At 68.0% G+C, this 25623-nt stretch carries 21 protein-coding genes; 15 read left to right on the top strand and 6 right to left on the bottom strand.

The features are described from left to right. Window positions 1-5 precede the first annotated feature (5 nt). The 11 genes from ACV22Z_RS15735 to ACV22Z_RS15685 all read left to right on the top strand — a co-directional run bounded on the left by ACV22Z_RS15735 (window position 6) and on the right by ACV22Z_RS15685 (window position 11949). A complete protein-coding gene (locus ACV22Z_RS15735; RefSeq protein ID WP_448077219.1) occupies window positions 6-1052 on the top strand; it encodes a PhoH family protein in 1047 nt (348 codons plus the stop codon). Between the two features lie 168 nt (window positions 1053-1220). Then, window positions 1221-2000 carry an rRNA maturation RNase YbeY gene (gene ybeY, locus ACV22Z_RS15730; protein WP_448077218.1) on the top strand — a complete coding sequence of 260 codons (780 nt, stop codon included), beginning with the start codon at window positions 1221-1223 and terminating at the stop codon, window positions 1998-2000. A 19-nt stretch (window positions 2001-2019) separates the two neighbouring features. After that, window positions 2020-2652, top strand: coding sequence for a gamma-glutamylcyclotransferase (locus tag ACV22Z_RS15725; RefSeq protein ID WP_448077217.1), 633 nt, complete (start codon window positions 2020-2022; stop codon window positions 2650-2652). A gap of 107 nt (window positions 2653-2759) precedes the next feature. After that, window positions 2760-2915, top strand: coding sequence for a hypothetical protein (locus tag ACV22Z_RS15720; RefSeq protein ID WP_448077216.1), 156 nt, complete (start codon window positions 2760-2762; stop codon window positions 2913-2915). A gap of 386 nt (window positions 2916-3301) precedes the next feature. Next, window positions 3302-4189 carry an HlyC/CorC family transporter gene (locus tag ACV22Z_RS15715; protein WP_448077215.1) on the top strand — a complete coding sequence of 296 codons (888 nt, stop codon included), beginning with the start codon at window positions 3302-3304 and terminating at the stop codon, window positions 4187-4189. An 85-nt stretch (window positions 4190-4274) separates the two neighbouring features. Next, window positions 4275-5966 (top strand): apolipoprotein N-acyltransferase, encoded by a 1692-nt coding sequence (gene lnt, locus ACV22Z_RS15710; RefSeq protein ID WP_448077214.1) that lies wholly within the window; start codon window positions 4275-4277, stop codon window positions 5964-5966. Window positions 5967-6470: 504 nt separating this feature from the next. Next, a complete protein-coding gene (gene glyQ / locus ACV22Z_RS15705) occupies window positions 6471-7475 on the top strand; it encodes a glycine--tRNA ligase subunit alpha (protein WP_010090741.1) in 1005 nt (334 codons plus the stop codon). A gap of 22 nt (window positions 7476-7497) precedes the next feature. Beyond that, window positions 7498-9597, top strand: a complete 2100-nt coding sequence (glyS, locus tag ACV22Z_RS15700) for a glycine--tRNA ligase subunit beta (protein WP_448077213.1) — start codon at window positions 7498-7500, stop codon at window positions 9595-9597. A gap of 10 nt (window positions 9598-9607) precedes the next feature. After that, a complete protein-coding gene (gmhB, locus tag ACV22Z_RS15695) occupies window positions 9608-10171 on the top strand; it encodes a D-glycero-beta-D-manno-heptose 1,7-bisphosphate 7-phosphatase (RefSeq protein ID WP_448077212.1) in 564 nt (187 codons plus the stop codon). A 43-nt stretch (window positions 10172-10214) separates the two neighbouring features. Continuing rightward, on the top strand, window positions 10215-10979 hold the full coding sequence (locus ACV22Z_RS15690) for a lysophospholipid acyltransferase family protein (RefSeq protein ID WP_448077211.1): 765 nt from the start codon (window positions 10215-10217) through the stop codon (window positions 10977-10979). Between the two features lie 49 nt (window positions 10980-11028). Further along, window positions 11029-11949 carry a M48 family metallopeptidase gene (locus tag ACV22Z_RS15685; protein WP_448077210.1) on the top strand — a complete coding sequence of 307 codons (921 nt, stop codon included), beginning with the start codon at window positions 11029-11031 and terminating at the stop codon, window positions 11947-11949. A gap of 135 nt (window positions 11950-12084) precedes the next feature. On the opposite strand, the gene gloA is transcribed toward ACV22Z_RS15685, so the two are convergent. After that, entirely contained in the window at window positions 12085-12474 is a 390-nt protein-coding gene (gene gloA, locus ACV22Z_RS15680) for a lactoylglutathione lyase (RefSeq protein ID WP_448077209.1), read from the bottom strand. Between the two features lie 325 nt (window positions 12475-12799). On the opposite strand from gloA, the gene ACV22Z_RS15675 reads away from it, so the two are divergent. Together ACV22Z_RS15675 and ACV22Z_RS15670 are read left to right on the top strand one after the other, a co-directional pair. Continuing rightward, entirely contained in the window at window positions 12800-14335 is a 1536-nt protein-coding gene (locus ACV22Z_RS15675) for a catalase (RefSeq protein WP_448077208.1), read from the top strand. Window positions 14336-14669: 334 nt separating this feature from the next. After that, window positions 14670-15605 (top strand): DMT family transporter, encoded by a 936-nt coding sequence (locus tag ACV22Z_RS15670; protein ID WP_448077207.1) that lies wholly within the window; start codon window positions 14670-14672, stop codon window positions 15603-15605. A gap of 229 nt (window positions 15606-15834) precedes the next feature. Here the strand turns inward: ACV22Z_RS15670 and rsmA are convergent, their stop codons facing one another. From rsmA to ACV22Z_RS15650, 4 genes are all read right to left on the bottom strand, one after another. Continuing rightward, a complete protein-coding gene (gene rsmA, locus ACV22Z_RS15665; protein ID WP_448077206.1) occupies window positions 15835-16662 on the bottom strand; it encodes a 16S rRNA (adenine(1518)-N(6)/adenine(1519)-N(6))-dimethyltransferase RsmA in 828 nt (275 codons plus the stop codon). Between the two features lie 38 nt (window positions 16663-16700). Beyond that, window positions 16701-17699: a 4-hydroxythreonine-4-phosphate dehydrogenase PdxA gene (gene pdxA, locus ACV22Z_RS15660; protein WP_448077205.1), complete on the bottom strand. Its 999-nt coding sequence runs from the start codon at window positions 17697-17699 to the stop codon at window positions 16701-16703. An 11-nt stretch (window positions 17700-17710) separates the two neighbouring features. Further along, complete coding sequence (locus tag ACV22Z_RS15655; RefSeq protein WP_448077204.1) at window positions 17711-19069, bottom strand: peptidylprolyl isomerase; 1359 nt, start codon at window positions 19067-19069, stop codon at window positions 17711-17713. A gap of 63 nt (window positions 19070-19132) precedes the next feature. Continuing rightward, window positions 19133-21493, bottom strand: a complete 2361-nt coding sequence (locus ACV22Z_RS15650; protein ID WP_448077203.1) for an LPS-assembly protein LptD — start codon at window positions 21491-21493, stop codon at window positions 19133-19135. Between the two features lie 214 nt (window positions 21494-21707). Here ACV22Z_RS15650 and ACV22Z_RS15645 point away from each other — a divergent pair, with 214 nt between their 5' ends. Both ACV22Z_RS15645 and murU read left to right on the top strand, forming a co-directional pair. Continuing rightward, window positions 21708-22766 carry an aminoglycoside phosphotransferase family protein gene (locus ACV22Z_RS15645; RefSeq protein ID WP_448077202.1) on the top strand — a complete coding sequence of 353 codons (1059 nt, stop codon included), beginning with the start codon at window positions 21708-21710 and terminating at the stop codon, window positions 22764-22766. Window positions 22767-22777: 11 nt separating this feature from the next. Then, the gene (gene murU / locus ACV22Z_RS15640) at window positions 22778-23494 is read left to right on the top strand and encodes an N-acetylmuramate alpha-1-phosphate uridylyltransferase MurU (RefSeq protein WP_448077201.1); all 717 of its coding nucleotides are present in this window, start codon (window positions 22778-22780) and stop codon (window positions 23492-23494) included. A 117-nt stretch (window positions 23495-23611) separates the two neighbouring features. On the opposite strand, the gene ACV22Z_RS15635 is transcribed toward murU, so the two are convergent. Continuing rightward, window positions 23612-25483 (bottom strand): ABCB family ABC transporter ATP-binding protein/permease, encoded by a 1872-nt coding sequence (locus tag ACV22Z_RS15635; protein ID WP_448077200.1) that lies wholly within the window; start codon window positions 25481-25483, stop codon window positions 23612-23614. Window positions 25484-25623: the final 140 nt, after the last annotated feature.

Genomic DNA, 25623 nt, shown 5'->3' with positions numbered 1-25623 from the left:
CCACTTTGAAAACCGCCCAAGCACTGGAATTCACCGCGCCGCGCGACGACAACGCGCGCCTCGCGAATCTCTGCGGCCCGCTCGACGAGAACCTGCGGCAGATCGAACAGGCGCTCGACGTCACGATGCAGCGGCGCGGCCACCGGATCACGATCCGCGGGCGCGGCGCCAAGCTCGCGCTCACCGCGCTCGAAAACTTCTACAACCGCGCACGCGATCCGCTGTCGGTCGACGACATCCAGCTCGCGCTCGTCGAGGTGCGTCACACGGGCGGCAACGGCCGCGTCGAAGACACGCTCGACGTGCGGTTCCGCGGCGACCCCGACCATCCGTTCGACGAGCCCGTGATGCGCGTCGACGACGAAGAGCTCGACGAACCCGCCCCGAAGCTCTACACGCGCCGCGCCGACCTGCGCGGCCGCACGCCCGCGCAGCGCGAGTACCTGAAGCAGATCCTGTCGCACGACGTCACGTTCGGGATCGGCCCGGCCGGCACCGGCAAGACCTATCTCGCGGTCGCGTGCGCGGTCGACGCGCTCGAGCGCGACCAGGTCAAGCGCATCGTGCTGACGCGCCCGGCCGTGGAAGCCGGCGAGCGGCTCGGCTTCCTGCCGGGCGACCTCGCGCAGAAGGTCGATCCGTACCTGCGGCCGCTGTACGACGCGCTGTATGACCTGCTCGGCTTCGACAAGACCGCGAAGATGTTCGAGCGCCAGATGATCGAGATCGCGCCGCTCGCGTACATGCGCGGCCGCACGCTGAACCACGCGTTCATCATCCTCGACGAGGCGCAGAACACGACGCCCGAGCAGATGAAGATGTTCCTCACGCGGATCGGCTTCGGCTCGAAGGCGGTCGTCACCGGCGACACGAGCCAGGTCGACCTGCCGCGCGCGCAAAAGAGCGGGCTGATCGAGGCGCAGCAGGTGCTCGGCGGCGTGCGCGGGATCGCGCTCACGCGCTTCACGAGCGTCGACGTGGTCCGCCATCCGCTCGTCGCGCGGATCGTCGAGGCGTACGACGAGTTCCACGCGCAGCACCAGGACGCGTGACGCCCCCCGAGCTCCCCACGCCATCCCGGCCCGGCCCGCCCGACAGCGCGCCGGGCTTTTTTTCGTCCGATCCCACCCGAATTCGACGGGCATCGTGCCGCACCGTCCAATTCGGGTGGGATCGGCCGTTTGGTGTATGCTCATCGCGTTCCAATTGCCTGCCGCGTCATGAAATCGTCCCGCTCCCGCAAGTCCGCCCGCGCCGAAAAGGCGACGTCCGAAACGCTCCGTCTTTCGCTGTTCGACGCGAAGGGCAAGGTCAAGTCAGTCGATGCGCAGGGGCTGCGGATCGATTTTCCCGACGGCCGCAGCCTGATGTTCGACCTGTCCGGCAGCTCCGGTGAAGCCGCCGTCGCGATCGTCGCGCAGCACGCCGATCCGGCGATGCGTGCGAAGCTCGCGCTGCAGCCCGAGCACTACGACAGCGTGACGTTGCACGTCGGCGCCGAGCCCGCGCCGCGCGACGTCGGCCTCGACGGCGAAGCGATCCGCGAACCCGAGCTCGACCTCGCCGTCCAGTACGGCGACGAGATCACCGGCGACGTGCGCAAGGCGTGCCCCAAGCGCAAGCTGATCGCCGAGTGGATCGCGCCCGCGCTGTTCGCCGACGCGCAGCTGACCGTGCGCTTCGTCGGCGACGCGGAAGGCCGCACGCTGAACGACAGCTACCGCCACAAGGACTACCCGACCAACGTGCTCACCTTCGCGTACGACGACGCGCCGGACGGCACCGTAATCGGCGACCTCGTGCTGTGCTGCCCGGTCGTCGAGAAGGAAGCGCGCGAGCAGGGCAAGCCGCTCGACGCACACTACGCGCACCTGCTCGTGCACGGCGCACTGCACGCGCAGGGCTACGACCATGAGACGAGCGACGAGGACGCCGCCGAAATGGAAGCGCTCGAAGTCGACATCCTCGCGAAACTCGGCTTCCCGAACCCGTACCGGTAAGCTGCTCCCCCTTCCCCCGATGCGCGACGCCGCCACGATCCTGCCCGCGTACCCGCCATCGCTCGGCGCCGGGCGGCTGCTGACGGAAGACGAGCTCGCGGCGTCGCTCGCGCACACGATGCGCGACTGGGACGGGCAGCAGGATCTGTGGCTGTTCGGCTATGGGTCGCTGATCTGGAACCCCGGCCTGCCGACCGTCGACGCGGTGCGCGGCAAGGTGCACGGCTATCATCGCGGCCTTTATCTGTGGTCGCGCGTGAACCGCGGCACACCGGAGCAGCCGGGCCTCGTGCTGGCGCTCGATCGCGGCGGCTCGTGCAGCGGCATCGCGTTCCGGCTTGCCGGCCCGACCGCGCAGCCGCACCTCGAGACGCTGTGGAAACGCGAGATGCCGATGGGTTCGTACCGGCCCGCGTGGCTGCCGTGCTCGCTCGAGAACGGCGAACGTGTGAACGCGCTCGCGTTCGTGATGCGCCGCGACGTGCCGACCTACACGGGCAAGCTGCCCGATCGCGTCGTGAAGGAAGTGTTCGGCTGCGCATGCGGGCGCTATGGCACGACGCTCGACTACGTGAGCCGCACGGTCGACGCGCTGCGCGCAAGCGGCATCCCGGATCGCGCGCTGGAAGCGCTGCTCGCGCGCTGCCGGTGACGCCCGCGCCGCATTCCCCCATCCTTTCGGCGGGCCTGCTGCGCTGGACGCAAACGAACGCACCCCGACGCAAACCGCTGCATTCCGATCTCCAAAGGACGCCAGACATGAAGCTGCCCGCTTGGCTGCGCCGCAGGACCGCCTTGTCGATCCTGCTCCTCGTCACGGGCCTGTCGCTGTCCGGCTGCGGCGTGCTCGGCTGCGGCGGCGCTGCGTCGAACGGGGTAGCCGCCGGCGGCTGCTCGGCCGGCGTGCGGTTCTGAGCGCGGCCGCGTTTGCCGCGCGTCGCGGCGAATCGTCGCGGCGCGCCGCCCGGCGTCCGCCCGTCCGCCCGTCCGCCCGTCCGACCGTCCGACCGTCCGACCGTCCCACCGTCCCACCGTCCGACTGTCCCACCGGCCAATCTGCCAACCGGCCAACCGGCCAACCGGCCGGGCCCGGATTTTGACCGCCGCTGCCCTGCCGCGCCTTTCTGCGATAGGATGGAAACCGAAGGACGGCTCGGCGCCCTCGCCCGCCTGTCCCCAAGCGGGGCCTGCACGGCCGCCGCCCCGGCCGTCCGGCCGGGGTGACACGGCCGTGCCATGCCCTTGGTGTATCCTTGCCTACTCCGTGACAGCGCGCTCCGATGTGAACCGGGCGCACCACCATGAACGATTCGTATCCCAGTCGAAAGCCAACCGACAAACCGCAAGAAAAGCGCTCGTTGCTCGAGCGCCTGACCGACTTCATTTCGCCCGAGCCCGAATCTCGCGGCGAGCTGCTGGAAATCCTCCAGGACGCCCACGAACGCAACCTGATCGACGCCGATTCGCTGTCGATGATCGAGGGCGTCTTCCAGGTCTCCGACCTGTGCGCGCGCGACATCATGGTGCCGCGCGCGCAGATGGACGCGATCAACATCGCCGACAAGCCCGAGGATTTCATCCCGTTCGTTCTCGAGAAGGCGCACTCGCGCTACCCCGTCTACGAAGACAACCGCGACAACGTGATCGGCGTACTGCTCGCGAAGGATCTGCTGCGCTTCTACGCGGAAGACGAGTTCGACGTGCGCGGGATGCTGCGTCCGGTCGTGTTCATTCCGGAATCGAAGCGCCTGAACGTGCTGCTGCACGACTTCCGGGTCAACCGTAACCACCTGGCGATCGTCGTCGACGAATACGGCGGCGTCGCGGGCCTGATCACGATCGAGGACGTGCTCGAGCAGATCGTCGGCGACATCGAGGACGAATACGATTTCGACGAGGAAGCCGGCAACATCATCGCGGCGCCTGACGGCCGCTACCGTGTACGCGCGCTGACGGAAATCGAACAGTTCAACGAGACGTTCGGCACCGATTTCTCCGACGACGAGGTCGACACGATCGGCGGCCTGATCACGCACCATTTCGGGCGCGTGCCGCACCGTGGCGAGAAGCTGCAGCTCGGCAACCTCGTGTTCGAGATCCAGCGCGGCGATGCGCGCCAGGTCCACGTGCTGCTCGTGCGCCGCAGCCCGCTCACGAGCCGCCGGGCGCAGACGTCGCACGAGGACTGACCGCCTCGCCGCCTGGCGGCGTCCCCCACGCTGCCCGGCGGCGCCCTTTCAACCCGTTCAACCGCCTCGCCCACTCCCGCTTCACATGGACGATCCGATCCCGTCCCGCCCGGCAGGCGGCCTTCTCGCGCCGGCGCCCGGCCTCACGCTGCCGCGCTGGCACTACCCGGCCGCGCTGCTCGCCGGCGCGGCCAATACCTTCACCTTCGCGCCGACGCCGCACGGCGGCTGGCTGCAGCTCGTCGTATTCGTCTGGTTTTTCGCGCAGCTCACGCGCACCGCGAGCTGGAAGAGCGCCGCGCTGACGGGTGGCGCGTTCGGCTTCGGCAACTTCATCACCGGCATCTGGTGGCTGTACATCAGCATGCACGTGTACGGCGAAATGGCCGCGCCGCTTGCCGGCGGCGCGCTGGTGCTGTTCTCGCTGTACCTGTCGCTGTACCCGGCGTTCTCGGCCGGGCTGTGGTCGTTCTGCGCGGGCCATGCGTGGCACCGGCGCACGCCCGACCCGCGGCCGTTCTCGCCGACCTGGCACGGCGCGTTCGCCTTCGCGAGCGCGTGGGCGCTCGGCGAATGGCTGCGCGGCACGGTCTTCACCGGCTTTCCGTGGCTCGCGAGCGGCTATCCGCAGGTCGACGGCCCGTTCGCGGGATTCGCTGCGATCGTCGGCGTGTACGGGATCGGCTGGGTGCTCGCGCTGTTCGCCGCACTCGTCGTGCAGGCGCTGGCCGCCACGCGGCCGTCGCCCGCGCACGCGGGCGGTGCCGGCAACGCTGGCAACGCCGGCGGCAATGCGCGCGTGCGCATCGCGGCGCCGGCCGGCGTCGCCGTCGCGCTGGTCGCGGCCGGCCTCGCGCTGTCGCAGGCCACCTGGACCGTGCCCGCGAACGCGCCGCTCACGGTCCGGCTGCTGCAGGGCAACGTGAAGCAGGACATCAAGTTCGAGCAGGAAGGCATCGACGCGGCGATCAAGATGTACCAGCAGATGATCGTCGAGAAGCCCGCCGACCTGATCGTCACGCCGGAAACGGCGATCGCGGTGATGATCCAGGAGCTGCCCGAGCCGTTCGCCGTCGCGATCCGCAAGTTCAGCGACACGACGGGCTCGGCCGTGCTGTTCGGCGCGGTCGGTGCGTCGGTGACCGAAGACGGGCGCTATGTCGACTACACGAACAGCCTGTACGGCGTGACGCCGAACTCGCGCGACATTTACCACTACGACAAGCACCACCTCGTGCCTTTCGGCGAATTCATCCCGTGGGGCTTCCGCTGGTTCGTCGACCTGATGAAGATGCCGCTCGGCGATTTCGCGCGCGGCGCGCCGGTGCAGAAGCCGTTCCTCGTGCGCAACCAGCCGGTGATGGCCGACATCTGCTACGAGGACATCTTCGGCGAGGAAATCGCCGCGACGATCCGCGACAATCCGCAGCCGCCCGGCGTGCTCGTCAACGTTACCAACCTCGCGTGGTTCGGCGACACGATCGCGCTCGACCAGCACCTGCAGATCGCGCGGATGCGTGCGCTCGAGACGGGCCGGCCGATGCTGCGCGCGACCAACACCGGGATGACGGCCGCGATCGACGCGCACGGCCGCGTGCTCGGCCAGCTCAAGCCGTTCACGATCGGCTCGCTCGACGTGCGCATCGAAGGTACGAGCGGCTTCACGCCCTATGTGACGAGCGGCAACGCCGCCGTGCTCGCGGTGTCGTTCATCCTGCTCGCGTTCGGGTTCACGTTCGGGCCGGGGCTGCGGCGACGCAACGGGCAGCAGAAGTAAGCGGTATCGGCGGCCCGTCTCCCGGCCGCCTGATGTGGCGCACGGACGAGCGCCCCAGTCGTCGCCTTGACGCTGCCGTGCACGCGGCGCACGGTTTTTCCAGTGCAGCTTCCCAGGCTACGGCGCCCGGCACCGCTGCCTGCTCGATCCGACGCTGCAAATCCCTTGCAACCTCGTCCATCACCGCCCCCCTGCGCGAACACCGGCTGCCGATACAACGTCGCGCTCGGATACCACGGACTGCCGCGCCGCTCGAGCAGCCACCGCCAGTGCGGGTTCACGTCGAGCAGCACCCACGTCGGCGCGCCGCGTGCGCAGTACGTTACGCGCATCCTAGCGGCGGTTCGACACCCCCTTCGACCCCGTTCCGGCCGCATCGCCGCGCCGATCCGGTAAAATTACGCGTTTCAGCACACTAACAAGCCGCGCCGCCGCGCGAGCCGCCCCCCGGTCACCGCCCGGGATGCCGCCCGCAACGGAGCGCCCGCGCCACGAAGGCTCTTCATGCTTACGTTTCAGCAAATCATCCTGACGCTGCAGTCCTACTGGGACAAGCAGGGTTGCGCTCTGCTCCAGCCCATCGACATGGAAGTCGGCGCAGGCACGTCGCACGTCCACACGTTCCTGCGCGCGGTCGGCCCCGAGCCGTGGCGCGCCGCGTACGTGCAACCGTCGCGCCGCCCGAAGGACGGCCGCTACGGCGAAAACCCGAACCGCCTGCAGCACTACTACCAGTACCAGGTCGTGCTCAAGCCGGCGCCGGAGAACATTCTCGATCTCTACCTCGGCTCGCTGGAAGCGCTCGGCTTCGACCTGAAGCAGAACGACGTGCGCTTCGTCGAGGACGACTGGGAGAACCCGACGCTCGGCGCATGGGGCCTCGGCTGGGAAGTGTGGCTGAACGGCATGGAAGTGACGCAGTTCACGTACTTCCAGCAGGTCGGCGGCCTCGACTGCAAGCCGGTGCTCGGCGAAATCACGTACGGCCTCGAGCGTCTCGCGATGTACCTGCAGAAGGTCGAGAACGTCTACGACCTGATCTGGACGGAATGGGAAGAGCAGGGCCCGGACGGCCCCGAGCTGCGCCGCCTGACCTACGGCGACGTGTACCACCAGAACGAGGTCGAGCAGTCGACCTACAACTTCGAGCACGCGAACGTCGACCTGCTGTTCACGTTCTTCAACAGCTATGAAGCGGAAGCGAAGCGGATGATCGACGCGCAGCTCGCGCTGCCCGCTTACGAACTCGTGCTGAAGGCCGGCCACACGTTCAACCTGCTCGACGCGCGCGGCGCGATCTCGGTGACCGAGCGCGCGGCGTACATCGGCCGCATCCGCGCACTGTCGCGCCTCGTCGCGCAGGCGTACTACGAATCGCGCGAAAAGCTCGGCTTCCCGATGCTCGGCAACCCGCCGGGCGTGCCGGGCCTCACCACCGATGCCCAGGAAGCCGCACAGCCGGCCTGGGTGCCGCCGCTGAAGGTCGAACGCAAGATCGATCAGGACTGACGAGACGAGATTTCCTCACATCATGACGCACAATCATCCCGCCCCCCTGCTCGTCGAACTGCTGACCGAAGAGCTGCCGCCGAAGGCCCTCGCGCGCCTCGGCGACGCATTCGCCGAAGGCCTCGCGCAACGCCTCGCGGCGCGCGACCTGATCGAAGGCGAGCTTGTTTTCGAACGCTATGCGACGCCGCGCCGCCTCGCCGTCGTCGTGCAGAACGTGCGCGCCGTCGCACCGGAAAAGCAGGTCCGTGAAAAGGTGCTGCCGGTGTCGGTCGCACTCGACGCCGAAGGCAAGCCCACCGCCCCGCTCGCGAAGAAGCTCGCGGCGCTCGGCCACCCGAACCTGTCGATCGCCGATCTCGAGCGCGCGCAGGACGGCAAGGCCGAAGCGTTCTTCGTCAACTACGCGGCAGCCGGCGCGACGCTCGCCGACGGCCTGCAGGCCGCGCTCGACGAAACCCTCGCGAAGCTGCCGATCCCGAAGGTCATGACCTACCAGCGCCCGGACGGCACCGACGTGCAGTTCGTGCGGCCGGTGCATCGCCTGACCGCGCTGCACGACGCGACCATCGTGCCCGTCACCGCGTTCGGCATCGACGCCGGCGACACGACGCTCGGCCACCGCTTCCTGTCCGACGGCCTCGTCGCGATCTCGCACGCGGGCGCCTATGCGGCCACGCTGCGCGACAAGGGCCGCGTGATCGCGCACTTCGGCGATCGCAAGGACACGATTCGCACGCAGCTGAACGAACATGCGAACGGCGACACGGTCGTGATGCCCGAGGCGCTGCTCGACGAAGTGACGTCGCTCGTCGAATGGCCGGTCGTCTATCCGTGCCGTTTCGAAGACGAATTCCTGCAGGTGCCGCAGGAATGCCTGATCCTGACGATGCAGACCAACCAGAAGTATTTCGCGCTGACCGACGTCACCGGCAAGCTGCGCTCGCGCTTCCTGATCGTGTCGAACATCGAGACGAAGACGCCGGGCGAGATCATCGAAGGCAACGAGCGCGTCGTGCGCCCGCGTCTGGCCGACGCGAAGTTCTTCTTCGAGCAGGACAAGAAGAAGCCGCTCGCCGACCGCGTGCCGCTGCTCGCGAACGTCGTCTATCACAACAAGCTCGGCTCGGCGCTCGCACGCGTCGAGCGCCTCGAAGCGCTGGCCGGCGAGATCGCACCCGAGATCGGCGCCGACGTCGCGCACGCGAAGCGCGCCGCGCGTCTCGCGAAGGCCGACCTGCTGACCGACATGGTCGGCGAGTTCCCCGAGCTGCAGGGCACGATGGGCACGTACTACGCGCGCCACGACGGCGAGCCGGACGACGTCGCGATCGCGTGCACCGAACACTACCAGCCGCGCTTCTCCGGCGACACGCTGCCGACAACACCCGTGTCGACCGCGGTCGCGCTCGCCGACAAGCTCGAGACGATCGTCGGCATCTGGGGCATCGGCCTCGCACCGACGGGCGAGAAGGATCCGTTCGCGCTGCGCCGTCACGCGCTCGGCGTGCTGCGCGTGCTGCTCGAGAAGCAGTTGCCGCTCGATCTCGTGTCGCTGCTGCGCATTGCGTACGCGCGCTTCGCGAACGTGCCGGAAGTCGCCGAATCGACCGACGCGATCTTCGCGTTCTTCATGGACCGCCTGCGCGGCCTGCTGCGCGAACGCGGCTACACGGCGGGCGAAGTCGACGCGGTGCTGAGCCTGAACCCGACGCGCCTCGACGACATCGTCGCGCGCCTTGACGCGGTGCGCGAATTCACGCGCCTCGCGGAAGCCGAAGCGCTCGCGGCCGCGAACAAGCGGATCTCGAACATCCTGAAGAAGTCGGAAAGCAGCGCGAACGGCACGGTGCAGCCGACGCTGTTCGTCGAAGCGGCCGAGAAGGCGCTGCACGAACAGCTCGCGACCGTGACGCCGCGCGTGCAGTCGCAGCTCGAGGCCCGGGCGTACACGGGCGCGCTGTCGGCGCTCGCGGCGCTGCGTGCGCCGGTCGATGCGTTCTTCGACGACGTGATGGTCAATGTCGAGGATCCCGCGCTGCGGGCGAACCGCCTCGCGCTGCTCGCCGCGCTGCACCAGCAGATGAACTGCGTCGCGGACATCTCGAAGCTCGCCGCATAAGGGCCGCACGATGCCGACCGCTCCCATCAGGAAGCTCGTCGTCCTTGACCGGGACGGCGTGATCAACGTCGATTCCGACGCGTTCGTCAAGACGCCCGACGAGTGGATCCCGCTGCCCGGCAGCCTCGAGGCGATCGCCCGGCTCAACCACGCGGGGTATCGCGTGGTGGTCGCGACCAACCAGTCGGGCATCGGCCGCGGCCTGTTCGACATGGCCACGCTGAACGAGATGCATCTGAAGATGCACCGCGCGGCGGCGGCGGTCGGCGCGCGCATCGACGCGGTGTTCTTCTGCCCGCACACGGCGGAAGACCACTGCGACTGCCGCAAGCCGAAGCCCGGCATGATGCAGATGATCGCCGAGCGCTTCGAGATCGATCCCGATCACACGCCGGTCGTCGGCGATTCGCTGCGCGACCTGCAGGCAGGCGTCGCGCTCGGCTTCCAGCCGCATCTCGTGCTGACCGGCAAGGGCAGGAAGACGCTCGCCGCGGGCAACCTTCCGCCCGGCACGAAGGTGCACGACGACCTGCGTGCGTTTGCGCTCGACTTCCTTTCACAAGAACACGAGTGATGCGGCCGCCGCGCGCATCCTCCCTTACGCCAGACACACGCCGATGCGCTTTGTCCGCTCCCTGCTGCTGCTGATCTATTTCGTCCTGTACACGGTGCCGTACGCGACCGCGTGCTTCATCGCGTTCCCGTTCCTGCGCCCCGACGCACGCTACTGGATGGCGGCCGGCTGGTGCAAGTCCACGTTGTGGGTCGTGCGCTGGCTGAACGGCATCCGCTACCGGATCGAGGGCATCGAGAACCTGCCCGACGGCCCGGCCGTGCTGCTGTCGAAGCACCAGTCCGCATGGGAAACGCTCGCGTTCCCCGCGCTGATGCCGAGGCCGCTCTGCTACGTGTTCAAGCGCGAGCTGCTGTACGTGCCGTTCTTCGGTTGGGCGCTCGGGATGCTGCACATGGTCCATATCAACCGCAAGGAAGGCAAGAACGCATTCGTCTCGGTGATCCGCCAGGGCAAGAAGCGGCTCGAGGAAGGCGCGTGGGTGATCATGTTCCCGGAAGGCACGCGCACGCCGGTCGGCAAGCAGGGCAAGTACAAGACGGGCGGCGCGCGCTTCGCGATCGAGACCGGCGCGCAGGTCGTGCCGATCGCGCACAACGCGGGCCATGTGTGGCCGCGCAATTCGTTCACGAAATACCCGGGCGTCGTCACCGTGTCGATCGGCAAGCCGATCGACACCCAGGGCCGCACGCCCGACGCCGTGAACTCCCAGGTCGAAGCATGGATCGAAGCGGAAATGCGTCGCATCGATCCGGACGCGTACCGCGCGTCCGGCGGTGCGGAAAAGCGCAATGCCGCACGTGTCTGATTCTCCCCGGTTGCATCTGTTGTTGCGTACGACAAGACGAAGCGAATTGATGAAGAAGCGTCCGCGGCCACGACCCGCCGTCGTGGCCCTCGATCATCGCCAGCTGGATCTGCCGCTCTTCGACGGGCCGGCCGCCGCGCCGTCCTCGCCCGCCGACGCACCCACGGCGCCCTCCACACCCGCCGCGCCGCAGGCGCCGCGCGACACGGCACCGGCTCCGTCGGTGCCCGCCCCCGATCCTGCACCCCACCGCTCGCGCGTGCGCACGTTCGCGCTCGACAGCCGCGTGCTCGAATACCGGCTGAAGCGTTCCGCGCGCCGCACGATCGGCTTCACGATCGACGGCAGCGGGCTCACGATCACCGCGCCGCGCTGGGTCACGCTCGCCGACATCGAAGCGGCGATCGCCGAGAAACAGCGCTGGATCTTCGCGAAACTCGCGGAATGGAAGACGCGCACCGAGCAGCGCGCGCTGCCGCAGATCGACTGGCGCGACGGCGCGCAACTCCCGTATCTCGGCAAGACGGTGACGATCGCGCTCGGCGCGGGCGCCGTCGGGTTCGACGGCGACGCGCAGCGGCTCGCGCTGCCGCTGCCCGCGCAAGCGGACGCGCAGCAGATCAAGGACCGCGTGCAAGGCTGGCTGCAGGGCGAGGCGAAGCGGATCTTCGGCGAACGTCTCGCGTTCTATGCGGACAAGCTCGGCGTCACGTATTCGATGTACGCGCTGTCGTCGGCCGCGACGCGCTGGGGCAGCTGCTCGAGCGACGGCAAGATCCGCCTGAACTGGCGGCTGATCCATTTCCCGATGTCGATCGTCGACTACGTCGTCGCGCACGAGCTGTCGCACCTGCGCGAGATGAACCACAGCCCGCGCTTCTGGCAGACGGTCGAATCGATCTTTCCGGAATTCCGCGAAGCACGGCACACGCTCAAGCATCATCCGCCCGAGCTGCTGCCGGCGCTGTAGTTGCTGCGCCGTAGTTGCTACGTTGTATTAACTGCTGTCGCTGCAAAAAACACAACGGGCGGCGCGGGATTCCCCGTGCCGCCCGTTTCACGCTGCGCGGCATGCATCGCGCGCCGCGGCTCGCTCATCCGGCGCTCAGTGCGCCTTCTTCTGGATGAACTCGATCTTGTAGCCGTCCGGATCCTCGACGAACGCGATCACGGTCGTGCCGTGCTTCATCGGGCCCGCTTCGCGCGTGACCTTGCCGCCCTGCGCCTTGATGCGCTCGCAGGCCGCGTACGCATCGTCGACTTCCAGCGCCAGATGGCCGAAGCCCGTGCCAAGATCGTAGGACGCGGTATCCCAGTTGTGGGTCAGCTCGATCACCGTGCCCTTGCTTTCCTCTTCGTAGCCGACGAACGCGAGCGTGAACCTGCCTTCCGGATAATCGTCGCGACGCAGCAGCTTCATGCCGAGCAATTCGGTGTAGAACTTGATCGAGCGGTCGAGATCGCCGACTCGCAGCATCGTATGCAGCATACGCATGGCTTGTACTCCTTGTGGGGACTTTCCGGAACCGGAAACTCTACCAGAGTCGGGGGAACCTCGCAGGCGGCGGCCCGGCGCGGACGCCGATACGGAGCATCTGGCCGCAGCGCCGGAATGCGCATGCGCCAACCGCCGTGCGTTGCAGCGAAAGCGCCTGCAATCGACAAAAAATGCATGCACCGATTCCCGCACAAATCGCGGCGCATTGATTATCTCGTATTTATAAAAAGCGATAATCGATGCAATAGAAATATAGAAATTCTATCAATGTAAGCGCCCTGTTAGATTCCCGCTTCAACTTGGCATATCGAGGAATCCACTCATGGCAACTTATCGTCTCCCTATTCCATTGAGTCGTCTGATCGTCGCCGCGTCCGTCCTGGGCGCATTCGCGGCTCACGCGTCGACGCTCACGCGCGACAACGGCGCACCGGTGGGTGACAACCAGAATTCGCAGACGGCTGGCGCGAACGGGCCGGTTCTGCTCCAGGACGGTTATCTGATCCAGAAGCTGCAGCGCTTCGATCGCGAGCGCATTCCCGAGCGCGTCGTTCATGCCCGCGGCACCGGCGCATATGGTGTGTTTGTCGCAACGCGCGACATCTCTGGCCTCACGACGGCGAAGGTGTTCGCGCCCGGCACGCAAACGCCGGTATTCGTGCGCTTCTCCAGCGTGATTCACGGCGGGACGTCGCCGGAAACGCTGCGCGACCCGCGCGGCTTCGCGACCAAGTTCTACACGTCGGAAGGCAACTGGGACCTGGTCGGCAACAACCTGCCGGTCTTCTTCATTCGCGACGCGATCAAGTTCCCGGACATGGTCCATTCGCTCAAGCCCGCGCCGAACACGAACATTCAGGATCCGGGCCGCTTCTTCGATTTCTTCTCGCATCAGCCGGAAGCGACGCACATGCTCACGCGTCTCTTTTCCGACTCGGGCACGCCCGCGACATATCGGGAAATGGACGGCAATAGCGTGCACGCGTACAAATTCGTCAACGCGAAACGCGACGTCGTCTACGTCAAATTCCACTGGAAAAGCCTGCAGGGCCAGAAGAACCTGACCGCACAACAGGCGGAATCGATTCAGGGCAAGGACTTCAATCACATGTCCCGCGATCTGATCGCGGCGATCGACGCAGGGCGATTCCCGCAATGGGACCTGTACGTTCAAGTGCTGAAACCCGATCAGTTCGACGGCTTCCCGTTCGATCCGCTGGACGCGACGAAGGTGTGGACCGGCGTGCCCGAAACGAAGATCGGCACCATGACGCTCAACAAGAATCCTGACAACGTGTTCCAGGAAACGGAGCAAGCGGCGTTCGCGCCGTCGAATCTCGTGCCGGGCATCGAGCCTTCCGAGGATCGGTTGCTGCAAGGCCGTCTCTTCGCCTACGCGGACACGCAGCTCCATCGCGTCGGAACGAATGCGCTGCAATTGCCGGTGAACCACCCGCGCGTTTCGGTTGCAAACGTCAACCAGGACGGTGCGATGAACGGCGGCCATACCCGTGGCGGCGTGAACTATGAGCCGAGCCAGCAGGCCACGCTGACGGCAGACCCGACGTTCCCGGCCAGTCGCCTGCCACTCGCCGGCACGACGCAACAGGCCCGGATCGCGAAGACGCTCAACTTCCGGCAGGCAGGAGAGTTCTACCGTTCGCTGACGGCCGGCGAACGCGCCAACCTCGCAGGCAACCTGGCCGCCGACCTGAAGCAGGTCAAGAACGACGACGTCAAATACACGATGCTGTCGTACTTCCAGAAAGCAGACGCGGAATACGGGCGTCAAGTCACCGCCGCGCTCGGTGCCGACCAGCGTCGCGTCGACGCGCTGACCGCCAAGCTCGCCGACTGACGCTAAACGATGCGGCGCCGTGCGCGCCGCATCGAATCCTCGTCGCGTCTCCCGGCCGTGCAATACGGGCCGCGCCGGCCGAACAACGGCGCGGCCCGCATCGCGAATCGCGTCGCACGGCGGCATGCCGATCGTGTACCATCATCCGGCCCTGGCCTCGGATATTCGTTCGACGGCCGGCGTTCCCGATTCCGGCAACGCTGCACGACACGCGACTTGCGGCGTGCTCGCCAGTCCGCTCACTCAGCCAGACCGCCGTGCAAAACCTCCGTTTCGAACGCGCCGATCCCGCGCCCCGCCCAACCCCGCTGCCATCCCGCCGCTCGAGCGAGGCATGCCGATGAGCGTAGTCGCCCACGCGCGGCGCGCGCTCGATGCGCGCGCGGTCGGATTGATGCTGCTGCTGTGCGCGATCTGGGGCTTCCAGCAGGTCGCGATCAAGAGCACGAACGCGGCGATCCCGCCGATGTTCCAGGCCGGCCTGCGCTCGCTGATCGCAGCGCTCCTGTTGTGGGGCTGGGCCCGCGCGCGCGGCACGGTGCTCTTCCGCGCCGACGGCACGTTCGGCCCCGGGCTCGCGGCCGGCGCGCTGTTCGCCGGCGAATTCATCTGCGTGTTCTTCGGCCTGACGCTGACGAGCGCGTCGCACATGGCGATCTTCCTGTACACGGCGCCGTGCTTCACCGCGCTCGGCCTGCACCTGTTCGCGCCGGGCGAACGCCTGAAGCGCGTCCAGTGGACCGGCGTCGCGCTCGCGTTCGCCGGCATCGCGCTCGCGTTCGCCGACGGCTTCCTGAAGCCGCCGGCCCCCGGCGCGTCGGTGCTCGCGGGGCTCGCCGGCGATGCGCTCGGCATCCTCGGCGGCGCGATGTGGGCCGCGACGACCGTCGTCGTGCGGTCGACGTCCCTCCAGCACGCAAGCGCGAGCAAGACGCTGTTCTACCAGCTCGCGGTGTCGGCCGTCGTGCTGCTCGCGCTCGCCGCGCTGCTCGGCCAGGTATCGTTCGCGCACGTGACGCCCGTTGCGATCGCGAGCCTCGCGTACCAGTCGGTGATCGTCGCGTTCGTCAGCTACCTGTCGTGGTTCTGGTTGCTGACCCGCTACATCGCGTCGCGGCTGTCGGTATTCACGTTCCTGTCGCCGCTGTTCGGCGTGGCGTTCGGCGTGCTGCTGCTCGGCGAATCGGTCGGCTGGCGCTTCATGTCGGCCGCCGCGCTCGTGCTGGCCGGCATCGGGCTCGTCAACGCACCCGGGCGCAAGCGGACATGACGCATGCCGGCGCGCACAGCCTGCGCGTGCGCCGAATGCCTGCGCGCCCGCCCCTCGCGCCGCGCCGCGCCACGCGCGAAACCCGTGCCTGCGCCGCACATCCGCACACGCACATCCGCACACGCTCATCCGGCCGCACGGCCGCAGAAACGAAAAAGGCTGCCCCTCAGGACAGCCCTCGATGCGCGGCGAGCAATCCGGCGTCAACGCCGCAACAGCGGCGCGCGCGTCACTCCGCCTGGCGAGCCGCGGCCAGCGCTTGCGCGACGCCGACATACTCGGCCACGCTCACGTCTTCCGCCCGGCGTGCGAGATCGAAGCCGAGCGCGTCGAAATCGATCGTGTCGCGATACTCGCCGAGCGTGTTGCGCAGCATCTTGCGGCGCTGCGAGAACGCGGCCGTGACGACTTCGCCGAGCAGCACGGGATTGACGTCCGGCAGTTCGTGCGGCTCGTACGGGATCATCCGCACGATCGCCGAATCGACTTTCGGCGGCGGCTGGAACGATTCGGGCGGCACGTCGATCAGCTTGTCCATCACGTAGCGGTACTGCAGCATCACCGACAGGCGCGAGAACGCCTTCGTGCCCGGCTCGGCGACCATCCGCTCGACGACTTCGTTCTGCAGCATGAAATGCTGGTCGACGACCACGTCGGCGAACGTCATAAGGTGAAACAGCAGCGGACTCGAAATGTTGTACGGCAGGTTGCCGACGATGCGCAGCGTCGGCTTGTCGCCGGGCACCGCGAGCGTGCGGAAGTCGAACGCAAGCGCGTCGCCCGCATGAAGTTCGAGCAGCGGGCCGAAACGCTGCTGCAGCCGGCCGATCAGGTCCCGGTCGAGCTCGACCGCATGCAGCGGCGATTCGGGCGTCGCAAGACGTTCGATCAGCGGCCCGGTCAGCGCGCCGAGGCCCGGCCCGATCTCGACCATCCGCTGGCCGCGCGCCGGACCGATCGCCGAGACGATCGAGTCGATCACGCCGTGATCGACGAGGAAGTTCTGCCCGAAGCGCTTGCGCGCGAAATGGCCCTGGTGCTGTCTGCTGTTCGACATCGACTGAAAAAAACGAAAAAACGCGATGAAAGGAGTCGTCAGGCCGCGCGGCGATGGCGTGCCATCGTGACGGCCGTGTCGAGCGCGGCGACCATGCTGCCCGGATCGGCGCGGCCGGTGCCGGCGAGGTCGAGCGCGGTGCCGTGATCGACCGACGTGCGGATGATCGGCAGGCCGAGCGTGACGTTGATGCCCTCGCCGAACGTCGCGTACTTGAGCACCGGCAGACCCTGATCGTGGAACATCGCGAGCACGCAGTCCGCATCGGCGAGGTAGCGCGGCTGGAACAGCGTGTCGGCCGGATACGGGCCGCGCGCGTCGATGCCCTGCGCGTTCGCGCGCGCAAGCGCAGGCGCGATCACGTCGATTTCCTCGCGGCCGAGATAACCGTTCTCGCCGGCGTGCGGGTTCAGGCCCGTCACGAGAATGCGCGGCGCGGCAAGCCCGAAGTCGCGCCGCAGGTCGTGATCGACGATCGCGAGCGTCTCGAGCAGCCCGTCGACCGTCAGCGCGGCCGACACGTCCTTCAGTGGCAGGTGCGTGGTCGCGAGCGCGACGCGCAGCGGCTTCTCGCCGGTGCCGGCCAGCATCATCACGACGCGCGGCGTGCCGGTGCGCTCCGCCAGGTATTCGGTATGGCCGGTGAACGGAACGCCCGCGTCATTGATCGTGCTCTTCTGCAGCGGCGCGGTGACGATCGCATCGAATGCGCGCGCGAGCGCGCCGTCGATCGCCGCGTCGAGCAGCCCGAGCACGTAGCGGCCGTTCGCCGCGTTCAGCTCGCCCGCGCGCGCGGGCGCGGCGAGCGCGTGGTGTTCGACTGCAACCTGCCCGCCGGCGGCAAGCGCCGCCCAGTCCGCACCGACTGCCGCCGCCCGCTCGGCGAGCAGCGCCGCGTCGCCGAGCACGGTAAAGCGCGCATCGGGCCAGCGCTGGCCGGCGTCGCGCAGCGCCTGCACGGTCAGCTCCGGGCCGACGCCCGCGGGCTCGCCGGTCGTGATCGCGATATGCAACGTGGGCAGCACGGGCGTCGTCATCGGCGGCTCGCTCAGTTTTGCTGGCCGAAGCCGCCGATCTTGTACTGCACGTACGACGAATCGCGCAGCTCGCGCAGCCAGTCGGCATACGCCTGCTCGGCCTTGCGCTGGCCGATCGCCTGACGCGCGATGTCCATCTGCTGCTGCACCGAGCCTTCCGCGTCGCGGCGGGCCAGCACCTGGATCAGGTGGTAGCCGTACTCGGTGCGCACCGGGGTGCTGACCTGGCCGTCCTGCAGGTTGTTCATCGCACGCTCGAATTCCGGCACGGTCTCGCCCGGGCTGATCCAGCCGAGATCGCCGCCCTGCGACGCGGAACCGTCCTGCGAATAGGTGCGGGCGAACTTCGCGAAGTCGCCGCCGGCCGCGACCTGGTTGCGGATGTCGAGCAGCTGCTGGCGCGCCTGGCCTTCGGACTTGCCTTCGCCGACGCGCAGCAGGATGTGGCGCACGTGGGTCTGCACGATCTTCGGCGCGGCGGCCGACGTGCCCTGGCTCTGGCGCCGGTCGACGAGGCGCACGATCTCGAAGCCGTCAGGCACGCGGATCACCGTCGGATTGACCTGGCCCGGGCGCAGCTTCGACGCGGCGTCGACGACTTCGGACGGCAACGCGCCCGGCGCCTTGAAGCCGAGATCGCCGCCCTTCTTCGCGTCGTTCGCCTCCGAGTTGTTCTTCGCGAGCCGCTCGAAATCGCCGCCCGACAGCGCCTGCTTCAGCAGCGCATCGGCCTTCGCCTGCGCGGCCTCGATGTCCTGCTGCGGCGCGTTGGTCGGCGCCTTGATGAAGATGTGCTGGAAGCGCAGGTCCTGCTGCTGCGACGCGTTCGGCCCGCGCTGGCTCGCGATGTAGTTCGCGACCTCGGCGTCCGACACGGTGATCTTGCCGTCGACCTCGCGCTCGCGCAGCTTCGACAGCGTCAGCTCGGTGCGTGCGTCGCTCGTGAAGATGCTCCAGGGCACGCCTTGCGCCTCGAGCCGCGAGCGGTACTGGTCGAGCGTCATGCCGTTCGCCTGCGCGAGCCGCTGCAGCGTCGTCTGCACCTGCGCGTCATCGACGCGGATCCCGTCGTCCTTGGCCTTCTGCACCTGGATGCGCTCGAGCACCATCTGGTTCAGCACCTGCGCGCGCAGCTGGTCGAGCGCCGGCACCGGCGCGTTCTGCTGCTGCAGCCGGCGCGAGATCAGGCCGACGCGCTGGTCGAGTTCGCGGCCCGTGATCACGTCGTTGTTGACGACCGCGACGACTTCGTCGGTGAGCTGCGCGCCTTGCGAACCGAGCGCCTGCGCCGCAGCCGGCGCGGCGGCGAGCAGCGCGGCGGACGCGGCGAGGCTGGACACGACTGCCGCGAAGCGAAGGGTTTTCTTCATTGCCACTGATACTCCATTGAAATCGGGCTCATCCGGTGCGGGCGCCTTCTCTGCGCCCCGGCGTTACTCGTAGTTGCTGAAGCGGGACAACGGCGGCGGTGCGGGCGGCAGCGGCGTGTAGCCCGCCACCCCGGCGCGGAACGCGGCGACGAGGCCGTTGTCGACGCTCGACAGCCCCTTCAGCGTGAGCTGCGCCATGAACCGCGTCGCGGAATTCTGCTGTCCCGACGAGTTCACACCGTTCGCGTACCGCTGGATACCGACCCCGAGTGCCCAGCAATCCGCGTCGTATTGTAAGCCGAGCAGGCCGTCGACCACCCGATCGGCGGCGATGTCGTAGTTGAAGCGGCCGATCGCATACAGCCGGCGAGTCAGCGGCCATTGCGCGGAGATCAGGAACTGGTTGATCGGCTGGCCGTCGAGCGTCGTGTTCGCGCGCGTGTAGCGGTAGCCGACGTTGATCACCTTGCGCACGTCGGGGCTGTAGCCGAAGCCGATGCTCGACTTCACGAGCTGGTTGTTGTTCTGGTTGTACTGGAACGCGGTTTCCGACTGGAAACCGGCGCCCAGCTTGAGCGCGGCGCCCGCGATCAGGTCCGAGTGGCGAGCCTGCGACGCGGCCTGCCCCGAGTTCAGCGTCACACGCTGGTCCGCGAAGTAATACTGCTGCGCGATCACGAAGCGCGCGCGCTCGTCGCCGGTGCGCGGATCGATGAAGCGCGACGTCAGCCCGGCCGTGATGCGGTTCGCATCGGCGATCCGGTCGTTGCCGACGAACGTGTTCGGCTGGTAGATCTCCGCGAGCCCGAAGTCCGATTCCGCGGTGTCGAACAGCGGCGCGCTCGACTGGTCGCGGTAGGGCGTGTACACGTAGTACAGGCGCGGCTCGAGCGTCTGGATGAAATCCTGGCCGAACAGGTGCACCGAGCGGTCGAAGATCAGGCCCGAGTCGAAGCTCACGGTCGGGATCGACTCGGTGAAGCGCTTCGGGTTGTTCGGCGTGCTCGACGACAGGTGGCTCAGGTCGTACGACGCGAAGTGGTACTGGACCTTCGGCACCACGAAGTAGCCGGGGCCGTAGACGCCGTACGCGATGTACGGGTTGAAGACGATCCGGTCGCCTTCCGTCGAATCGGCCGTCGTGATGCGAAAGCGCGAATAGTCGGCTTCCGCGCCGAAGTCGAAGCCGCCGACGTTGTACTTCGTGTACTTCACGTTCAACTGCGGCTCGCGGCTGTACGGCGCGATCGATGGCGGCAGCGTCTGCCAGTGCTGGTAGCGCCCGAGCACCGACCATGGGCCGTTGTTGTACGTCAGGCCCGCTTCCTGCTGATACAGCGTCTGCGTGCCGTTGACGAACTGGTTCATCGACCCAAGGTCTTCCGGGAACGTGTTGTCCGAGACCTTGTTGTAGTAGACGTAGCCGCCGAAGCCGTTGCCGAAGTTCTGCTGGTGCTGCCAGTAGATCGCGTAGCGGTCGCGTTTCGCGAGCGCGTCGTGCGGCAGGTAATTGGCCGTAAACGTGCCCGAATACGTCGGCGACAGATAACGGAACGTCGCCTCGGTCTGCACCCCGCGCTTCGAGATGATGCGCGGCGTGATCGTCAGGTCGCGATTCGGCGCGATGTTGAAGTAGTACGGCAGCGACAGCTCGAACCCGTTGTTCGAGTTCATCGAGAACGTCGGCGGCAGCAGGCCGCTGCGCCGTTCGCCCGACAGCGGGAACGTGAGCCACGGGCTCGCGAAGATCGGCACGCCCTGGAAGAACAGCACGCCGTTGCGGGCCGTGCCTTCGTCGGCGCCGGTGTCGAAATCGAAGCGGCTGCCCTTGATGTACCACGCCGGGTCCGTCGCGCACTGGCACGCGGTGTAGGTGCCGTTGATGAACACCGAGCGCTCGCTGTCGAGCAGGTCGACGCGCTCCGCGCTGCCCGAGCCGCCCGTCACGTTGAAGTGGTACTTCGGCGCCGTCATGAAGCCCTGGTTCGCCTCGACCTTCAGGTGCGCCTCGGGGCCCGCGAACGACGTGCCGCTGTTGACCACCCTGACCTGGCCGTACGCGTCGGCCATGTCCGTGTCCTGGTCGTAGTGGATCGCGTCGCCCTTCACGACCGCGTCGCCGCGGCGGATCTCGGCGGAGCCCTTCGCGGCCAGGTCCTGGTCGGCCGTGCCGCTCGTGTGGTCGGCAATCACGAAGGTGGCCGGCTTCGAGCCCTCCTTCAGCGGGTGCTCGTCGAGCTGGGGCGCGAGACGCAGATCCCACGGCGAGTCGAGCGGCTGCGGCTGCGCGGCTGCGCCCGCCAGCTGCGCGTGCGACACGGCCGGCACGAGGCCGGGCACGGCCAGGAGCGCGAGCGCGAGCCGCCGTTTGCGCGGCGCCCCGTCACCGGGGAAAACATTCGGGAATAGCGGTTTGGGCGGCATCTATCGTTTGGCGAATCGCCCCTCGTCAACCCGTGCCTTCGCGCATCGCGGCCCGCGCAATCGGACCGTGACTGCGGCGAAGCGCAAACCAGGGAAGGCGATCGGGCGAACGGCGCGACAGGCGGCGGGCCTGCGCGGCGGAAGCTGACGCGGGGCGCGTCAAAAAAGTCGTGGGGTATTATATGGCAAGACGTTCCCCCCTCCCCCGAGTTTCATGACGCCCCCATCTGCCGCATCTCACGCCGACGCCCGCATTGACGTCCGCCTCGAAGCACTCACCGCCTGGCTGAGCCCGCTCGCCGAGCGCTTTGCGCTCGATCTCGCCACCCTTGCGCCTGCGTCCTCGGACGCCAGCTTCCGCCGCTACTTCCGCGTCGCCTCGGCGTCGCAGCCCGGCGGCTCGCTGATTGCCGTCGACGCGCCGCCGCCCGAGAAGTGCCGGGAGTTCGTCCAGGTCGCCCGGCTCCTCGCCGACGCGGGTGTCCACGTACCGCAGGTGCTGGCCCACGATTTCGATGCCGGCTTCATGCTCGTGACGGATCTCGGCCGGACGTCGTACATCTCGGTGCTCGACCCCGCCGACCCGCTCGCCGCGCGGCCGCTGATGCGCGCCGCGCTCGACGCGCTGATCCGCTTCCAGCTGAGCTCGGCGCCCGGCGTGCTGCCGCCGTTCGACGAGGCGTTCCTGCGCCGCGAGATGGAACTGATGCCAGAGTGGTACATCGGCCGGCACCTTGGCCAGACGGTCAGCGACGCGATGCGCGGCACGCTCGAGCGCACGTTCGCGCTGCTGATCGCGAGCGCCCGCGCGCAGCCGCAGGGCTTCATGCTGCGCGACTTCATGCCGCGCAACCTGATGGTCTGCGAGCCGAACCCGGGCGTGCTCGACTTCCAGGACGCAGTCGTTGGACCGCTGACCTACGACGTCGTGTCGCTGCTGCGCGACGCGTTCATCAGCTGGGACGAGGAATTCGAGCTCGACTGCTTCGCGTACTACTGGGAGAAGGCGAAGAAGGCCGGCCTGCCGGTCGATCCCGATTTCGGCGAGTTCTACCGCCAGCTCGAATGGATGGGCCTGCAGCGCCACATCAAGATCCTCGGCCTGTTCGCGCGGATCAACTACCGCGACGGCAAGCCGCATTACCTTGCGGACCTGCCGCGCTTCCTGACCTACGCGCGCAAGGTCGCGCTCCGCTACCGCCCGCTCGCACCGTTCGCGAAGCTGCTTGACGAGCTCGAAGGCAAGGCGGCCGACGTCGGCTATACGTTCTGAACGTTCTGAAGATGAGTGCAACCCTCACCACGGCGATGATCTTCGCCGCCGGGCGCGGCGAACGGATGCGCCCGCTCACCGACACTTGCCCGAAACCGCTGCTCGAAGCGGGCGGCAAGCCGCTGATCGTGTGGCAGATCGAGCGGCTCGCTCAGGCGGGCATCGACACGATCGTGATCAACCATGCATGGCTCGGCGACGTGCTCGAAGCCGCGCTCGGCGACGGCGCGCGCTGGGGCGTGCGGCTCGTCTATTCGGCCGAAGGCGAAGCGCTCGAAACGGCCGGCGGGATCGCGCAGGCGCTGCCGCTCATCGAACGCGACGGCCGGCCGACGGTCTTCGTCGCGGTGGCCGGCGACGTGTTCTGCGAATTCGACTACCGGACGCTCGCCGCGCACGCGGCGCGGATGGCGGCGCTCGACGCGCCCGCGATGCATCTCGTGATGGTGCCGAACCCGCCGTTTCACCCGGCGGGCGACTTCGTGCTGGACAACGGCCGGCTGTCGCTCGACGGCGCCGCGCGGGTCACGTTCGGCAGCATCGGCCTGTACGACACGCGGATGTTCCGCGACCTCGCGCCCGGCACGCGGCGCGCGCTGACGCCGTACTTCCGCGCAACGATCGAAGCCGGCCGCGCAAGCGGCGAACTGTACGAAGGGATCTGGGAAAACGTCGGCACGCCTGCGCAGCTCGGCGAGCTGGACGCCCGGCTGCGCGGCGCGCGCTGAGCGCAAACCGGCGGCGTACGCGCGCCGCTCGCTGACGCGCTGTCGCCCGCCCGATTCCACCTCGCGGCGGGGACGCCGGCCGGGCGCCCTGACGGAGCGGCCGCCCGGCCACCGCGCTCAGACCTCCTCGGCCTCCTCGCCGCCCGCCGCCGCGCGCTGCTGCTGCAGCGCCCACATCTGCGCATACAGCCCGTCCGCGCGCACGAGTGCGTCGTGCGTGCCGCGCTCGACGATCCGCCCGTGATCCATCACGAGGATTTGCTGCGCATGCACGACCGTCGACAGCCGGTGCGCGATCACGAGCGTCGTGCGATGCCGCGCGATCTGGTCGAGCTCGTGCTGGATCGCGCGCTCCGAGCGCGAATCGAGCGCCGACGTCGCCTCGTCGAACAGCAGGATCGGCGGGTTCTTCAGCAGCGTGCGCGCGATCGCGACGCGCTGCTTCTCGCCGCCCGACAGCTTGAGGCCGCGCTCGCCGACCGGCGTGTCATACCCCTTCGGCAGGCTGTCGATGAACTCGTGGATGTGCGCGGCGCGCGCGGCCGCGATCACCTCGTCGCGGGACGCCGTCGGCCGCCCGTACGCGATGTTGTAGTAGATCGAATCGTTGAACAGCACGGTGTCCTGCGGCACGATGCCGATCGATGCGCGCAGCGAATCCTGCGTGACGTCGCGGATGTCCTGCCCGTCGATGCGGATCGCGCCGCCCGCCTGCCGGTCGAGATCGTAGAAGCGGAACAGCAGGCGCGACAGCGTCGACTTGCCCGAGCCGCTGTGGCCGACCACCGCGGTCGTCGTGCCCGCGTCGATCGTGAACGTCACGTCGTGCAGGATCGGCCGCGACGCTTCGTACGCGAAATTCACGTGCTCGAAACGCACCTGCGCGCCCGCGACGGCGAGCGGCGGCGCATCGGGGGCGTCCGCGACTTCCTTCGGCGCCGACAGCAGCCCGAACATCCGGTCCATGTCGGTGAGGCTCTGCTTCAGCTCGCGATACACGACGCCGAGGAAGTTCAGCGGAATGTAGAGCTGCAGCATGAACGTGTTGATCAGCACGAGATCGCCGAGCGTCAGCTTGCCGGCGAGCACGCCCTGCGTCGCGCGCCACAGGATGAACACGAGCCCGGTGCCGATGATCGCCTGCTGGCCGAAATTGAGCACCGACAGCGAGTTCTGCGAACGGATCGCGGCCTTGCGGTAGCGCCGCAGGTTCTCATCGTAGCGCTGCGCCTCCCAGTCCTCGTTGCCGAAATACTTGACCGTCTCGTAGTTGATCAGCGAATCGATCGCGCGGGAATTCGCGCGCGAATCGAGCTCGTTCATCGTGCGGCGGAAGTGCGTGCGCCAGTTCGTGACCTTCACGGTGAACACGATGTACGTGACCAGCGCGGCGAACGTCACGTACGCGTAGAACGCTTCGTACTTGACGACGAAGAAGCCGAGCACGAGGCCGACTTCGACGAGCGTCGGCAGGATGCTGTACAGCGAGTACGAGATCAGCTGCTGGATGCCGCGCGTGCCGCGCTCGATGTCGCGCGACATGCCGCCCGTCTGCCGTTCGAGGTGGAACCGCAGCGACAGCCCGTGCAGGTGCCGGAACACCTGCAGCGCGAGCCGGCGCACCGCGCTTTCCGTCACTTTCGAGAACAGGATCTCGCGCAGCTCGGTGAACATCGACGTCGACAGCCGCACGAGCGCATATGCGACGACGAGCAGCCCGACGCCGCCCGCGAGGATGATCCCGGCCGACTGATCGGCGCGGCCGAGCGCGGTCAGATGCTGGACCGACGCGAGATGGTCGACGATCCGCTTCATCACGACCGGCACGCCGAGGTTCGCGACCTTCGCGCCGATCAGGCAGCCGAGCGCGAGCGCCACGCGCCATTTGTAGGTCGCGAGGTACGGCAGCAGCGAGCGGATGGTCTGCCAGTCGTTGCGGGGCCCGGTGTGAAGCGGCGCGGGCTCGCCGGAAGCGGGAAATCGGCGCATGGGGAACAGGTCGGCAGCGGTGCTGGCCGGACGTCTCGACGGCCGGTGCGCCCGCTTTCTCGTACAATTTGCGAACGTTGTATTGTCGCAGAAGCCGGTTCGCGCCGCTGTCCGTGGCCTCGCCGGCCGCCCGCGCGGAC

This window comes from Burkholderia sp. PU8-34 (genome assembly GCF_053427725.1).
Note: the sequence above shows the minus strand (reverse complement) of the source record. Positions and strands in the feature narration are given on the sequence as shown.

What these genes read in the sequence shown, in the direction of transcription:
- ACV22Z_RS15720 (WP_448077216.1), top strand. Translation starts at nt 2,760, where the DNA reads ATGAAGCTGCCCGCTTGGCTGCGCCGCAGGACCGCCTTGTCGATCCTG.
- gloA (WP_448077209.1), bottom strand. Translation starts at nt 12,474, where the DNA reads ATGCGTATGCTGCATACGATGCTGCGAGTCGGCGATCTCGACCGCTCG.
- murU (WP_448077201.1), top strand. Translation starts at nt 22,778, where the DNA reads ATGAGTGCAACCCTCACCACGGCGATGATCTTCGCCGCCGGGCGCGGC.
- ACV22Z_RS15715 (WP_448077215.1), top strand. Translation starts at nt 3,302, where the DNA reads ATGAACGATTCGTATCCCAGTCGAAAGCCAACCGACAAACCGCAAGAA.
- ACV22Z_RS15725 (WP_448077217.1), top strand. Translation starts at nt 2,020, where the DNA reads ATGCGCGACGCCGCCACGATCCTGCCCGCGTACCCGCCATCGCTCGGC.
- glyQ (WP_010090741.1), top strand. Translation starts at nt 6,471, where the DNA reads ATGCTTACGTTTCAGCAAATCATCCTGACGCTGCAGTCCTACTGGGAC.
- ACV22Z_RS15690 (WP_448077211.1), top strand. Translation starts at nt 10,215, where the DNA reads ATGCGCTTTGTCCGCTCCCTGCTGCTGCTGATCTATTTCGTCCTGTAC.
- ACV22Z_RS15650 (WP_448077203.1), bottom strand. Translation starts at nt 21,493, where the DNA reads ATGCCGCCCAAACCGCTATTCCCGAATGTTTTCCCCGGTGACGGGGCG.
- gmhB (WP_448077212.1), top strand. Translation starts at nt 9,608, where the DNA reads ATGCCGACCGCTCCCATCAGGAAGCTCGTCGTCCTTGACCGGGACGGC.
- ACV22Z_RS15655 (WP_448077204.1), bottom strand. Translation starts at nt 19,069, where the DNA reads ATGAAGAAAACCCTTCGCTTCGCGGCAGTCGTGTCCAGCCTCGCCGCG.
- lnt (WP_448077214.1), top strand. Translation starts at nt 4,275, where the DNA reads ATGGACGATCCGATCCCGTCCCGCCCGGCAGGCGGCCTTCTCGCGCCG.
- pdxA (WP_448077205.1), bottom strand. Translation starts at nt 17,699, where the DNA reads ATGACGACGCCCGTGCTGCCCACGTTGCATATCGCGATCACGACCGGC.
- glyS (WP_448077213.1), top strand. Translation starts at nt 7,498, where the DNA reads ATGACGCACAATCATCCCGCCCCCCTGCTCGTCGAACTGCTGACCGAA.
- rsmA (WP_448077206.1), bottom strand. Translation starts at nt 16,662, where the DNA reads ATGTCGAACAGCAGACAGCACCAGGGCCATTTCGCGCGCAAGCGCTTC.
- ACV22Z_RS15645 (WP_448077202.1), top strand. Translation starts at nt 21,708, where the DNA reads ATGACGCCCCCATCTGCCGCATCTCACGCCGACGCCCGCATTGACGTC.
- ybeY (WP_448077218.1), top strand. Translation starts at nt 1,221, where the DNA reads ATGAAATCGTCCCGCTCCCGCAAGTCCGCCCGCGCCGAAAAGGCGACG.
- ACV22Z_RS15635 (WP_448077200.1), bottom strand. Translation starts at nt 25,483, where the DNA reads ATGCGCCGATTTCCCGCTTCCGGCGAGCCCGCGCCGCTTCACACCGGG.
- ACV22Z_RS15685 (WP_448077210.1), top strand. Translation starts at nt 11,029, where the DNA reads ATGAAGAAGCGTCCGCGGCCACGACCCGCCGTCGTGGCCCTCGATCAT.
- ACV22Z_RS15670 (WP_448077207.1), top strand. Translation starts at nt 14,670, where the DNA reads ATGCCGATGAGCGTAGTCGCCCACGCGCGGCGCGCGCTCGATGCGCGC.
- ACV22Z_RS15675 (WP_448077208.1), top strand. Translation starts at nt 12,800, where the DNA reads ATGGCAACTTATCGTCTCCCTATTCCATTGAGTCGTCTGATCGTCGCC.